Origin of the sequence: Bdellovibrio sp. ArHS, assembly GCF_000786105.1 — a bacterium.
Classification (GTDB): Bacteria; Bdellovibrionota; Bdellovibrionia; order Bdellovibrionales; family Bdellovibrionaceae; genus Bdellovibrio.
In genome coordinates this window covers 65,676-78,068 of the sequence record NZ_JTEV01000012.1, presented here as the reverse complement: position 1 = coordinate 78,068, position 12,393 = coordinate 65,676, and the positions used below count along the sequence as shown (strand labels likewise).

Annotated in this window: 14 protein-coding genes; 8 read left to right on the top strand and 6 right to left on the bottom strand. The window is 45.3% G+C overall.

From position 1 onward, the window contains the following. Positions 1–2: 2 nt before the first annotated feature. The 5 genes from OM95_RS06660 to OM95_RS06640 form a co-directional block, all read right to left on the bottom strand. Complete coding sequence (locus tag OM95_RS06660) at positions 3–1,157, bottom strand: PQQ-binding-like beta-propeller repeat protein (protein ID WP_041871712.1); 1,155 nt, start codon at positions 1,155–1,157, stop codon at positions 3–5. A gap of 12 nt (positions 1,158–1,169) precedes the next feature. Next, entirely contained in the window at positions 1,170–1,976 is an 807-nt protein-coding gene (locus tag OM95_RS06655; protein WP_041871709.1) for a hypothetical protein, read from the bottom strand. A 218-nt stretch (positions 1,977–2,194) separates the two neighbouring features. Beyond that, positions 2,195–3,325, bottom strand: a complete 1,131-nt coding sequence (locus OM95_RS06650) for a Glu/Leu/Phe/Val dehydrogenase (protein ID WP_041871707.1) — start codon at positions 3,323–3,325, stop codon at positions 2,195–2,197. 126 nt (positions 3,326–3,451) lie between these two features. Then, entirely contained in the window at positions 3,452–5,197 is a 1,746-nt protein-coding gene (argS, locus tag OM95_RS06645) for an arginine--tRNA ligase (RefSeq protein WP_041871705.1), read from the bottom strand. Continuing rightward, positions 5,194–5,814, bottom strand: a complete 621-nt coding sequence (locus OM95_RS06640) for a hypothetical protein (protein WP_291515727.1) — start codon at positions 5,812–5,814, stop codon at positions 5,194–5,196. The genes argS and OM95_RS06640 overlap by 4 nt, the downstream gene beginning before the upstream one ends. 352 nt (positions 5,815–6,166) lie before the next feature. Here OM95_RS06640 and OM95_RS06635 point away from each other — a divergent pair, with 352 nt between their 5' ends. Beyond that, complete coding sequence (locus OM95_RS06635) at positions 6,167–6,703, top strand: site-specific integrase (RefSeq protein WP_291515725.1); 537 nt, start codon at positions 6,167–6,169, stop codon at positions 6,701–6,703. A gap of 93 nt (positions 6,704–6,796) precedes the next feature. On the opposite strand, the gene OM95_RS06630 is transcribed toward OM95_RS06635, so the two are convergent. Continuing rightward, positions 6,797–7,129, bottom strand: coding sequence for a hypothetical protein (locus OM95_RS06630; RefSeq protein ID WP_041871703.1), 333 nt, complete (start codon positions 7,127–7,129; stop codon positions 6,797–6,799). A gap of 190 nt (positions 7,130–7,319) precedes the next feature. Here OM95_RS06630 and OM95_RS06625 point away from each other — a divergent pair, with 190 nt between their 5' ends. From OM95_RS06625 to OM95_RS06595, 7 genes are all read left to right on the top strand, one after another. Then, positions 7,320–7,934, top strand: coding sequence for a 2OG-Fe(II) oxygenase family protein (locus OM95_RS06625; protein WP_041871701.1), 615 nt, complete (start codon positions 7,320–7,322; stop codon positions 7,932–7,934). Continuing rightward, on the top strand, positions 7,934–8,686 hold the full coding sequence (locus OM95_RS06620) for an ABC transporter ATP-binding protein (protein ID WP_291515723.1): 753 nt from the start codon (positions 7,934–7,936) through the stop codon (positions 8,684–8,686). Before OM95_RS06625 ends, OM95_RS06620 begins: the two co-directional genes overlap by 1 nt. After that, on the top strand, positions 8,683–9,438 hold the full coding sequence (locus OM95_RS06615) for an ABC transporter permease subunit (protein WP_041871699.1): 756 nt from the start codon (positions 8,683–8,685) through the stop codon (positions 9,436–9,438). The genes OM95_RS06620 and OM95_RS06615 overlap by 4 nt, the downstream gene beginning before the upstream one ends. A gap of 9 nt (positions 9,439–9,447) precedes the next feature. Next, positions 9,448–10,380 (top strand): ABC transporter substrate-binding protein, encoded by a 933-nt coding sequence (locus OM95_RS06610; RefSeq protein WP_041871697.1) that lies wholly within the window; start codon positions 9,448–9,450, stop codon positions 10,378–10,380. Positions 10,381–10,556: 176 nt separating this feature from the next. Next, positions 10,557–11,111 (top strand): DUF177 domain-containing protein, encoded by a 555-nt coding sequence (locus tag OM95_RS06605; RefSeq protein WP_041871695.1) that lies wholly within the window; start codon positions 10,557–10,559, stop codon positions 11,109–11,111. A gap of 72 nt (positions 11,112–11,183) precedes the next feature. Continuing rightward, complete coding sequence (gene rpmF / locus OM95_RS06600; RefSeq protein WP_041871693.1) at positions 11,184–11,369, top strand: 50S ribosomal protein L32; 186 nt, start codon at positions 11,184–11,186, stop codon at positions 11,367–11,369. Positions 11,370–11,395: 26 nt separating this feature from the next. Continuing rightward, entirely contained in the window at positions 11,396–12,391 is a 996-nt protein-coding gene (locus tag OM95_RS06595) for a beta-ketoacyl-ACP synthase III (protein WP_041871691.1), read from the top strand. Positions 12,392–12,393: the final 2 nt, after the last annotated feature.

Below are 12,393 nucleotides of genomic sequence, written 5' to 3'. Positions count from 1 at the left end.
TCTTACTCCTTAAAATAAGGTGTTTTAATCCAACCCGCTTGAATCGCAAAAAGATTGGCTTCGCCTGAAATGAAATACACTCGTCCCGCCTTTTCATCGACTTGAGGGGCAGAAAGAATGCCCCGGCCAGGCTCGATACTTCCTAAAGAAACTCCCGTATTTGGATCTAAAAAGCGCAGACTTCCTTGCGATTCACCAAAGACCAGAGTGCCTTTGTAAGTCTTCACCTGCGAAGCGATACCTTCGTTAATTTTATAGGACCATACTTTGTCGCCATTGGATTTTTTGAGCGCCCAGATTTCACCCGTCGTGGTCGGATAGAAAATCTTATCACCCGTCATCGTGACGGCACTATAGCCGCCGCCATCAATCCGCCACAGGACCTCGCCCTTATCGATCGACACACAGTAAAGTTTGTCATCGTAGCCAGCGATGTAAAGCTGATTTCCGTCGATCACAGGAGTGGCATCAATATCCCGGAAACGCTTGTTGCGATTTAACTGAAGCTCCCAAACCACAGCCCCAGTCTGTGCATTTAAAGCGACCAACGAGCCATCTGAAAAGCCGACGTACAACGTCCCTTTATTAAAGGCCGCCTGACTGCCGCCACGGATAGAAAACTGCGAGGTGTCCTGACGAGAATAAAGCCACAACTGCCGCCCCGTGGCCGCATCTAATGCGTAGAAAACGTTATTTCCAGCCAGGAAGTAAACAACACCGTCTTCCAAAAGAGGCGCCGATAAGTTTTCTGCCTTAGTGGCAAAGGACCACTGAATTTCACCAGTACTTGCGGAAATGGAATAGAAGTTGCCATCACTAGCGCCAACAAAAAGACGATCGCGGATAAGAGCCGCGCTTGGCTCGACCCCGTTTTGAATTGGCAGACGCCACTTCAACTGACCGCTTTCTTTTTCGTAGGCAACAAGTCCATCCAGACCATTTCCCTGGATCACCAAGTCGCCGACGATAACTGGCGTCATGCGATTGATTTTACGAAAGCCCAGATTGTCTTTTTCTGTTGTCTGACGAACCCAGGCGGTTTTGACTTCGTATTCTCTTTTAAGATTGTTTTTAGAACTCCATTGCTCCAGTGTGCGATCTAGCGTCGTACACCCAGCAAGACTTAATAAAAGAGATCCTAGAAGCAAATTCTTCATTAAAGCCCCAAATTAAAGATTCTTTTTCGCTTTTAAAAGACGCAGATATTTTTGCGCTTCACGTGCTGCCGCAAAATCAGTTGTGTTTTGGTCTTCTTTTTTTGCGATCTCTGTATAAAGCTCTTCCGCCTTCGTAAGATCGTTCATAGATTCAAAACAAAGGCCCATACGAAGCTTCGCTTCATCGTGCGCAAAAGCTAAAGATTTATGACCCGTCAAAGCTTGCCATTTTTCAATCGCGCCTTTGCAGTCATTTTTAGCAGAAAGCACATTCCCCATTTGCATCAATACCAAAGCCGTCAGCATATCATCTTTATCAAGACCGGCTTCCACCTTTTGTAGCGTTACAAGGGCTTCTTCCTGTTTTCCGTAGTTGGAATAAATTTCGCTGACGTTCAATGCCGCCATCTGGGCCGCTTTGGTTTTTGGAGCTTCAGCAATAAAGCTTTCAAAGCCGGCGATCACAGTACCGTAGTCTTTTTGCAAATCTCCCGAAGCCTTTTTAGCTGGATCAAATGCGGGAACGTTCTTTTTATCTTTACTTTGAGCCGCCATAAGTTCAGCGCGGGCCGCCTCTTCAAATCCAGCTTTCTTTTCGTTATACGCCTTCTCTAGCAAGAAGTATTTTTCCTGCTGCGTGACTTCTTTCTTTTCAGATAGATACCCAGCAATAGAAGTGCCTAGACCAATAACAATAAAAGCGATCACAGCTACGATCACTATTTTTGAATGCGTTGTGGTCCAGATAAAACCTTTTCGCAAAGTTTGTGTGACCTGATCTGGGGACTTCAAATCTTCTTTAGAAATCTTTGTGCTCAAGATAATTCCTCGCTGTTAATAAATACTTACGATGAAAGATTGTTCTTTGGTCGAGGTGGGTTGTCAAGAGATGGGGAAGGGAATTGAATATCACTCGCCGCATAAAAAAGGGGCTCAAAAGCCCCTTGAATTTCGCTGGAAAGATGTGCAGCGCTAAGACGGCTTCAGCTTCGGCGGCACTCCGGCCGCCTGTGCTTTGCTGGCTTACGCCAGGACTGTTAGCGATTATAAACTTCTTTAAGCGTCGTGAATGAACGAGAAGACTTACCTGGGTGACGTTGTTTCAAGCGACCAATTGTGTTGATACGCTCTTCAGCCAAACGGTCTGCCGCTGTATGAGTTCCGATATTGTCACGTTTTGCAATTTCGTAAACTTTAAGAATGTTGTCATAAACGCGCTTCGTTTTTTCGAACGCACGCTCTTGCGAGTAACCTTCAAGCTCGACAAAGACGTTCATCAGGCCGCCAGCGTTGATGACATAGTCAGGAGCATAAAGAATACCCAGTTCCTTCAATTGATCACCGTGGCGAGCTTCGGCAAGAATGTTGTTCGCGCCGCCGGCGATCACCTTTGTTTTGAACTTCGTGATAGTTTGATCGTTCACGATCGCACCCAAGGCACACGGTGCCAAGATATCACACTCCACATAAAGGATTTCGTCAGGAGAAACGGCTTTTGCGCCAGAAGCTTCTGCAACTTTTTTAGTGCGGCCCATATCGATGTCAGCAACTGTAATTTCAGCGCCTTCTTCTTTCAAGTACTTCACCAGGTTGGAACCCACGTTACCAAGACCTTGAACAGCAACGCGAATGCCTTTCAAAGAATCCGTGCCAAACTTTTCTTTTGCCGAAGCTTTGATACCCATCAAAACACCGTGCGCTGTGTAAGGAGAAGGATCGCCCGATCCGCCGAAATCCTTAGGAATACCGGTCACCCAAGGAGTCTCCATGTAGATGTGTTCCATATCTTGAACAGAAGTACCCACGTCTTCCGCCGTGATGTATTTGCCGTTCAATGAGTTTACAAATTGACCGAAAGCCCTGAAAAGACCTTCTGATTTTTGCGTTTTTGGATCACCAATGATAACCGCTTTACCACCACCCAAGTTCAACCCTGAAGCCGCTGCTTTGTAAGTCATACCTTTAGACAAACGAAGAACGTCTACCAAAGCCTCATCTTCATTCTTGTAGTTCCACATGCGTGTACCACCAAGAGCAGGCCCCAAAGAAGTGTTGTGAATAGCGATGATGGCTTTAAGACCAACGTGAGGGTCGTTACAGAAAACAACTTGCTCATGGTCTCCATGCTTAGAAATAAGCTCAAAAGTTCCCAAAGTAGGCTCCTTCATTTATTTAAGTGCGAGGAGATCATGTGGCCATTTGAGTAAAAAGACTAGCGTTAATGCGGCGAATATGTTCGCCGCATTAATTGCCTAGAAAGGGAGCGAGATCCCTCTGAAAAAAGGGATTTCAACTTACATTTTCTCTGGCGCCGGCATCCCGAGAACAGAAAGACCATTTTTAAGCGTCACACCCACTGCGGAGGCCAAAGCAAGACGAGCTTCACGGATGCTTTCGTCTTTTTCTGTCCCAATCGGGCACTCATGATAGAAGACATTGAACTTCTTTGCCAGCTCATACAAGTACGTGCAGATCGCGGCGGGTTTGAAGTTCTCCGCTGCCTGAGCCACCGCCGAATTAAAGCCGAAAAGAGCTTGCATCAACTGTCGCTCTGAAGCATGCGTAAGTTTCGACCAATCCACTTTTGCAGATGTGCGTGAAAACTTACGCCCTAAGCTTGCAATCCGCGCGTAGGAATACTGCACAAAAGGCCCCGACTCACCATCGAGCTTTAACCATTCATCCATATCAAAGACGATTTTTTTATTCGTATCAATACGAAGCATGCCGTAGAAAATCGCTCCCTTAGCCACCTGCTCAGCCGTGTGTTTGATTTCGTCCACGGTCCATTCGTTTTCATAGCGACTAAGGTAGGTTTTCTTCACATGGTCTTCCATGCGGTGAACCAACTCAGTCAAAGGAACAATATTTCCTTTTCGAGAACTCATCGCACCGTCTGGCAACTCGACATAATTGTATTGAAGATGGAAGCAGTTTTTCGCCTGTTCAAAGCCCAACATCTCTAGGACGCGAAAGACCTGCTTGAAATGCAAGGCCTGACGCATATCCACGACATAGACGCTTTTTTCGATATGAACGTCTTCAAATTTATGTTTGGCTAAAAGCAAATCTTTGGTCGCATACAAACCCGTGCCATCAGATTTTAAAAGCATGCAGAAGCCTAGATTTTCAGATTCTAAATTCTTACCGATAGCTCCTTCAGACTTTTCAAGCTTTCCTTGCGCATACAAGTCCTTAACCCAGGCGACGGACGGCGAATCCATCTCGGATTCAAAATACCATTCGTCAAAATGAACACCAGCCCACGCATAAACCTTTTTCATCAGAGCGATCGACCACTCTCGCGTTTCTTGCCACAATTCGAAATAAGGGCCGGTCTTAGACTCTAATTGATGAAGAATGTCGGTAAGCTCTTGTCTATTAATGGCTTCCTGGGGAGTTCCGTTTTGATCTTCCAAAAGTAAATTCGCCTTGGAATACATCCGCCCCAACCATTCCCCTTTTCCTGTTTCAGGAACCGGCTCTTGATTGTGCTTTTTCATATACCAAAGACATTTTGCCACATGCGTCCCCATATCGCCCGGGAACGTCGAAGCGACAATATCGCGACCCGAATAGCGCAGCATTCGCACAATCGCATCCCCCAAACAAAGGTTCCGCATGTGACCAACATGCAGTTCTTTATGAGTATTGGGTTGAGAGTATTCGATCATTGTCTTGGGGGATTTTTCGATCAAAGGCTTTCTAAAAAAGCTTCCATCCAAAATGGTCTCAAGGACTTGCGTTCCATGACAGACAGGCGAAAAAGTAATATTTAAATAGGGGCCCGCCGATTGCACCTTTTCAATCAACGGATCTGCGGAAAAATTTATTGCGATTTCGCCGGCAATTTGCGGAGGAGCTTTTTTTAAGGCCTTAGCTAACGTGAAACACCCAAAAGCCAGATCGCCCATTTCAGACTGCGGGGGTTCAACGAGAGCCTTATAGATTTCATCTTCTGTAAGGGTTTGCCCCATTTTTTGAATGGCTTCAGAGATTTTTTTCGTAGCTAAAAGTCGAATTGAGTCGTGCTTAATCATAGGCCTTTCCAAAACCAAAAAACGGCAAACCAGGATAAACTAATTAAAAGGATGACTATACTCACCTTCTTATGAAAATTCAGGTCTTTTTTAAGCGAAGAAATCTCGCCGCGAAGAGCATCGCGCTCATAGCCGATGCTTTCTAATTTTGCTGATAAATGAGCCATGTCTTCCATGCGCTGTTGACGTTCTAAATCGACCTCTTTCAAGGCCTTTTGATGCAAAACTTGCGGGTTGGTGCTGATAAAATACTGGGGGGTTAAGCCCGGGATCTTTTCGCGCAGGGCCATATACCATTGCAACGCCCTCCAAATATGCGGAGGAGCTTCATCATCTTGTTTCGTCCAACGTGTCCAACTTGAAGGATCAACCAAAAGAAGTTGGGCCATTTTACGTTGCGAAAGCCCTAAAACACCCCGAATCTCCTCCAAATTTCCGATCTGCTTTTGGATTACAGAGACCTGAGCCTCGTAATGAATGCGCAAAGATGTCTTTGAACGAGGCCCTATATCGCCCTCCAAAAACCCCTCTTTTAAAGTGGTCTTTTCATCCTCACCTAGACCTAACCCTAGATCGCCCATTTCCATCCGAACCCCTTCAGGACTATTGTTTTTCACAACATTTATATTGTTTTTTACAATATTTGACGTTGTATAATACATATATAATCATAGAGTCGCATTCAGGGAGTCAAGCTAAGTCATTGAAACAACAAAAGAATATCCACAGGGATGCTGGGATATGCCCTTTTTCAAATTCACCTAAAGCTTATAGTTATATTATTTAGTGTTAAGTATTTGATATTATTGAATAATATTTATTGGTATTTCGGGTTGGATATTCGTAATGCAGTGCATATATTTATTATTCATTGCGTCTAAACAAATATTTTATACCTATCACTACTTTGAATGCGTCGCATTATGAATATCGGTTGTCAAAGCCACCTGGACTCTCGATGATGGATTCATGGCATCCTCAGCACCTCGGTATCAACTCAATAAGAACAAATATCTCCTGGCGCCCGAATCAGAACGTTTGCGAAAAATTCTCACGGATTTTGAAGATCGGGATCCCCGGAATTGTTTGATGATTTGGATGGCCTTAAGGACGGGCGCCCGGGCCCAAGAAATTTTGAACATCCAGCGTAATGATTTGAACCCTTATGATGAAACGGTCTTTATTCGGGGCCTCAAAAACTCTAACGACCGGGAAATTCCACTTCATTCGCAACTTTTTGGCAGACTTCATCGCTTCGCCGAAAATCAAGGCGGCAATAAAGTTTTCCCCATCACCTACGATCGCCTTTATCAGGTCTGGCAGCTATATCGCCCCGTCCCAAAGAAGTTCCATGCTTTAAGGCATACTTTTGCCATTGAGCTTTATCAGAAGACGAAGGATTTGCGTTTAGTTCAGGTGGCATTGGGGCACAGGAATATCACCAATACCATGATCTATGCGGACTACGTTTACTCCCAACAAGAGCTGCGCAAACTCATTCTTTAAGCCCTTTACCAACGAAAAGTTTCTAGGACATTAAATAGAAAAAGCGCCTTCGTTTTAGGAAGGCGCTTTGGTGGTTCATTTTTAAAGCTTTATTTATTCTTCAGAAGAGCTGATCTCAGAAGCAAGACGCTCAAACTGTTTGGCCTCGGAAGCACGGTGAGATCTTCTTTCTTTTTTGAAAGCCAAAAGATCTTTTTTGGTCGGAGAGTTATAAGACACGCCTGAATTTTCCACAACCACAATGCGCTCACGCACTTCCGCAGCCGCCACTTGATCGCGGGCGTCGTCGATATTTTGTTTCACTGTCGAGTGCAACTCGCCCTGAGCTTTTACGTTCTCAGAAATAAGAGCGTTGAAGTCAGAGATTTTAGCGAAGCTCACAGCAGGAATCATGGCGATGATTGTTACAAGAACTTGCTTTTTCATAGTTTCACTCCTTGTGGATACTGATTACTTAAGCAAGGCTAATGCCACCTAGAACCCCGATAATTTCGCTTTAAAAGGGTCTTGCCGAAAAAGCGCCTGACACCTGTCTAACTCCTGGTGAACTTCTTGATATGAGACGAAATTCCCTCTATCTTAAGGGCACACATCGCTATGACAAAGGTGTCTCAAAATGATCAAAACCCTGTTCCCCACCTTCATTTATTATTCCCCCTTAAGTGTTAAAGGCCAACCCCATCTTCTTAAAGAGTTAAAACAAGAGGCCCTGAAATTTGCAGAGATCGACGAAGAAGGACAGATTTGGTCTAAGAAGAACTACAAGGGCGGCTACACCTCCTATGGATCACTGGCGCAGTTGCATCGCTATTCCTCCACCTTTGAAACTTTGGAAAAAGAAATCAATAAACATGTGCGTAAGTTCGTCAAACATCTTGAAATGGATATTGATCCGAAAGAATTGAAGATGTCGTCATGCTGGGTGAATATCATGCCTACGGACGTCATTCACACCATGCACATCCACCCCCTTTCCGTGATTAGCGGAACTTATTATGTTCAGACCCCAAAAAATTGTTCGTCCATCAAATTCGAGGACCCGCGCCTGGATTCTTTCATGGCCTCGCCACCGCGCAAACACAACGCCAAAGATCACAATCAGCGGCACTACTCCCTAGCACCGCAAGAAGGGCATGTTGTGCTCTTTGAAAGCTGGCTGCGCCACGAGGTCCCCAAAAACGATGCGAACAAAGAGCGTATTAGCATCAGCTTTAATTACGACTGGGTCTAATGATGACAGAGGGCCTAGGCATTCACATTCAGAACCTTCACAAAAGCTTCAAAAAGCGTGAAGTCATTCATGATTTGAGTTTGGATATCGCGGCCGGTTCTTTTGTTTCGTTAGTCGGCCCTTCTGGCTGCGGCAAATCGACGTTGTTACGTTTGATTGCAGGTCTAGAAAATCCCACAAACGGGGAGGTGAGTCTCTCCCCGCCTGGCAAAAACATTTCCGGCTTCGTCTTTCAAGAGGCCAATCTGCTGCCTTGGCGGAATGTTTTTGAAAACGTCGCCCTGCCTTTTGAACTACGACCCGAGTTTCAATCTTTGCCTGAAAAAGACAAAAAACTTCGTGTTCTGGCGGCTCTTAAAAAAGTCCAGCTTGAGGGTTCAGAAAATCTTTTTCCTCATGAACTTTCAGGGGGCATGAAAATGCGGGTTTCTTTAGCACGCGCTGTGGTTCACACCCCTCGACTTTTGTTGATGGATGAACCTTTCGCAGCCCTAGATGAAAACACACGTTTTGAAATGCAGAATCAGCTTTTAGATTTGTGGAAAAAAGAAAAGATGACCATCGTCTTTGTCACCCATTCGTTGTTCGAAGCGGTCTATTTATCTGAACGAATTATTATGTTAAAAGGCCCTGACGCAAGAATCGTGATTGATGAAAAAGTCGACCTGCCTTTCGAACGCACCGAGGATCTACGGACATCAGAAAAATTAAATCAACTTGTCAGAGGCGTTTCCGCGAGGTTGAGAGCATGAAACGCTTATACCCGGCGCTGTTAAGCTTTTTACTTCTCACTTTACTTTTAGAAATCATCGTTCAAAACGGCCTTGTCAGCAATACTTTAATACCAGCCCCAACGTCCATTATCGCGACTCTGCAAGAGTTGCATGAAGACTTTCTTCTGGCGTTTAAAGAAACTTTTCTAAATGTTTTAGCTGGGCTCGCGCTAAGCATCTTGGTCGGGAATCTGATTGCCTTCGTCTTTTCGCTTTCCGAAATCCTCAAGCGCGCCATTCTGCCTTTTGCCGTCTTTTTTCAAACAGTCCCGATCATCGCGATAGCTCCCCTGTTAGTGATCTATTTCGGCTTCGGCGCCCCGACGGTGATCGCCTCTAGTTTTATCGTGTCACTTTTCCCGATTATTGCGAACACTTTGATGGGGCTTGAAAGTGTCAGCGATTCGCAGAAGGATCTTTTTCGTATTTATCACGCGTCTCGCTGGCAGATGCTTGTAAAGCTGCGGGTTCCGGCGGCCTATTCCTATATTTATTCTGGCCTTAAAATCTCTGCGGGTCTTTCCATCATTGGCGCTATCGCGGGCGAATTTGTGGGCGGTGGCGGCCTGGGCGCACTGATTGACTCTGCACGCACGCAGCAAAGAGTGGACATCGTGTTTGCTGCGTTATTATTGTTATCACTCATGGGTTTACTATTTATGGGAGCTTTGGCCGTGATCCATAAACTGATCAGCCAACGTCGCCCCTTCGCCTTGGACTCACAAGAATAAGGACTTAAAATGAAAAAATGGCTTTTACTGATCAACTTCCTTGTCATCTCCCCAGCGTTTGCTGAGTCACTTGTTCCAACTACCTTGGCTTTAAATTGGAAAGCCGAACCTGAATTCGGAGGTTTTTATACAGCCGCCCTTCAAGGTATTTACAAAAAACACGGCTTGGATGTGAAGATTCTTGAGGGAGGATCAGGGACACCCACGGTGCAAATGTTGGCCAATGGTAAAGTCGAATTCGCCATTGTCAGTGCGGATGAAATCATTTTGTCTCAGGATAGAAATCCTAAAAATAAAGTTAAAGGTCTTTTCGCCGTTTATCAGACGTCTCCGTACATCGTGATGACTCATGCAGAAAGAAACTTGAAAACTCTTCGCGATGTTTTTATGTCTGAAGGGGTTCTTTCCATGCAGTCTGGATTGCCTTATTACCAATTTCTAGTGCAAAAATTCGGAAAACCTCAGGTAAAAGTGGTGCCCTATGCCGGGGGTGTTAGTAATTTCTTAAACGACAAAAGCTTATCCCAGCAAGGATTCATCACCACCGAGCCTTTAAGCGCGGAAAAAGCCGGCGCCAAGGTGAAGACCTTCCTGATTGCCGATGAAGGATTCAACCCCTATCTTGTCGTGATTGGCGCCACCGAGGACACACTTAAGAAGAAACCTGAAGTCGTAAAAAAGTTTGTGGCCGCCTCACGTGAAGGCTGGGCTGCTTATTTAAAAGACCCGCAGGCGACGAATGAATACATGGCTAAACTTAATAAAGCCTTTGATCTGGCGACCTTTAATAAAGCCGCCGAAGTGCAAAAACCCCTTATTGAAACAAAAGGCCCCTTAGGCGCTATGAGCTCCAACCGCTGGGAGACGCTGGTACAACAGCTTAAGGATTTAAAGCTGATCAAGGTTTCGCCCAAAACTGAAGACCTCTATCAAAACTTCTAATCCAGTTTGGAGTGTGGCAATTTGAGGTCTTTTTACATCTAAGATCTCAAAACCCGCTTATTTCCACCTAAAATCCATTCCCAAATCAGGGCTTGACCTAGCGCTTCAAAATGCCTTAAAACATCCTGCTTGCCATTAGTTAAAGTGCTGATTTTGGCCGCACTTAAGGAGTTCCTATGAAAATCAAACTGACCGAAGTTCCTGAAGAGGGACGCTCTTATTCCTGGTCCACGGAAACCGGCGAGGCCAATGCCGTCTTGAAGGATATTGTCGGTAGCAATCACTATCAGGCCGAATTCTTCATTAAACCTTTAAATTCCAGAGACTTCGACCTTACCGGGCGCATTGTAACGAAAACCCCCGAGATCTGCTCTCGTTGTGGCATCGACATCAATTATCCGGTCAACGAGAAGTTTCACGAGATTCTGATCCCGAAACAGGATCAGCCTCGCAATAGCAAGTATTCTAAAGTCAATCATGTCAGCGACCTTCCTGCCGACGGGCCTGAGGTCTCTGAATACGAAAATATGGTTTTTGATATGGGTGAATTCCTTCACGAAATCGTGGCTCTTGCTGCGCCTTTTAATCCAGCATGTCCCGAAAACGTGGATGGAAAGCCTTCGGATTGCAGAATTCCTGAGGAAGGACAGCTCTTTAGCTACAATGAAGAGATGCCCGTAGAGAAGCCTCAGAATCCTTTTGCGGTTCTAAAGAACATCAAACTCAATTAAAGGGTTGATTTTTATCATTCTTTGGTTAAATTAACGTGCTTCAATTATAAATGACTCAAAAAGAGGTTTGAAATGCCAACTCCTAAGAAGAAAACGTCTCGCTCTCGCCGTGACATGCGCCGCTCTCATGATGGTCTAACTGCTCCAGCAGTAGCTGTTGAAAAGAAAACTGGCGAGCTAGTACGCCCTCACCGTGCCACTAAAGGCGCTGACGGTGCGTTGTACTACAAAGGCAAACAAATCAGCGCAGCTAAGTAATCACTTATTACAGCAAGGTTGACTCCATGGCAGGAATGTATCGATCTCGAGTTTCAGGGATAGGCTCGTATTTACCAGAAAAGATTCTTTCTAATAAAGATCTTGAAAAGATGGTGGAGACGAACGACCAATGGATCGTTGAAAGAACCGGGATCGAACGCCGCCATATTGCTGCTGAAGATCAGGCAACGTCTGATCTTTGCGTTATTGCCGCAAAAAGAGCTCTTGAAGACGCCAACTTAAAAATCGAAGACATCGATATGATTCTTGTGGGCACCGTCACTGGTGACCATCAGATGCCTTCGACCGCAGCCTTTGTGCAGGCTAAGTTGGGCGCAAAAAACATTATGGCTGTAGACTTAAATGCTGCATGCTCTGGGTTTCTTTACGGTGTCTCTATCGCAGATCAATTCATCCGCACAGGTATGTATAAAAACATCCTCGTGCTAGGCGCTGAAGTTCTTTCTCGTTACATGAATTACAAAGATCGTGAAACTTGCATCCTGTTTGGTGATGGTGCAGGTGCTTGGGTGCTTTCGCGCGCACAAGAAGGTGACAAAAACCTTATTGAAAGTTCGCATCTGCATGCCGATGGAAGTTTGGCAGAGTTGCTGATTCTTCCTTCCGGCGGAAGTCGCATTCCGCAGTCGCACGAAGCGATCGATCAAGGCCTGAACTTCATGGCTATGAAGGGCCGCGAAATCTTTAAAAATGCTGTTCGCACGATGGCGTTATGCTGCCAAGAAGCTTTGGAACACAACAAGGTGTCTCCTGAACAAGTGGATTGGATTGTTCCACATCAAGCCAATAAGCGTATCATCGAAGCTGTGGCTGATCAGTTTAAGTTCCCTATGGAGCGCGTGATTGTGTACCTGCAAGAAACAGGTAACACTTCCGCAGCCTCTATTCCTCTTGCCTTTGATTGGGCAGTTAAAAATGGAAAAATCAAACGGGGTCAAACGATTCTGCTAACCGCATTCGGAGCAGGTCTTACTTCCGGCAGTATTCTATTGAGGTACTAAAA

Coding starts and splice junctions, on each gene's coding strand:
- OM95_RS06660 (WP_041871712.1), bottom strand. CDS start 1,157: ATGAAGAATTTGCTTCTAGGATCTCTTTTATTAAGTCTTGCTGGGTGT.
- OM95_RS06650 (WP_041871707.1), bottom strand. CDS start 3,325: ATGAAGGAGCCTACTTTGGGAACTTTTGAGCTTATTTCTAAGCATGGA.
- argS (WP_041871705.1), bottom strand. CDS start 5,197: ATGATTAAGCACGACTCAATTCGACTTTTAGCTACGAAAAAAATCTCT.
- OM95_RS06635 (WP_291515725.1), top strand. CDS start 6,167: ATGGCATCCTCAGCACCTCGGTATCAACTCAATAAGAACAAATATCTC.
- OM95_RS06630 (WP_041871703.1), bottom strand. CDS start 7,129: ATGAAAAAGCAAGTTCTTGTAACAATCATCGCCATGATTCCTGCTGTG.
- OM95_RS06625 (WP_041871701.1), top strand. CDS start 7,320: ATGATCAAAACCCTGTTCCCCACCTTCATTTATTATTCCCCCTTAAGT.
- OM95_RS06620 (WP_291515723.1), top strand. CDS start 7,934: ATGATGACAGAGGGCCTAGGCATTCACATTCAGAACCTTCACAAAAGC.
- OM95_RS06615 (WP_041871699.1), top strand. CDS start 8,683: ATGAAACGCTTATACCCGGCGCTGTTAAGCTTTTTACTTCTCACTTTA.
- OM95_RS06610 (WP_041871697.1), top strand. CDS start 9,448: ATGAAAAAATGGCTTTTACTGATCAACTTCCTTGTCATCTCCCCAGCG.
- OM95_RS06605 (WP_041871695.1), top strand. CDS start 10,557: ATGAAAATCAAACTGACCGAAGTTCCTGAAGAGGGACGCTCTTATTCC.
- rpmF (WP_041871693.1), top strand. CDS start 11,184: ATGCCAACTCCTAAGAAGAAAACGTCTCGCTCTCGCCGTGACATGCGC.
- OM95_RS06595 (WP_041871691.1), top strand. CDS start 11,396: ATGGCAGGAATGTATCGATCTCGAGTTTCAGGGATAGGCTCGTATTTA.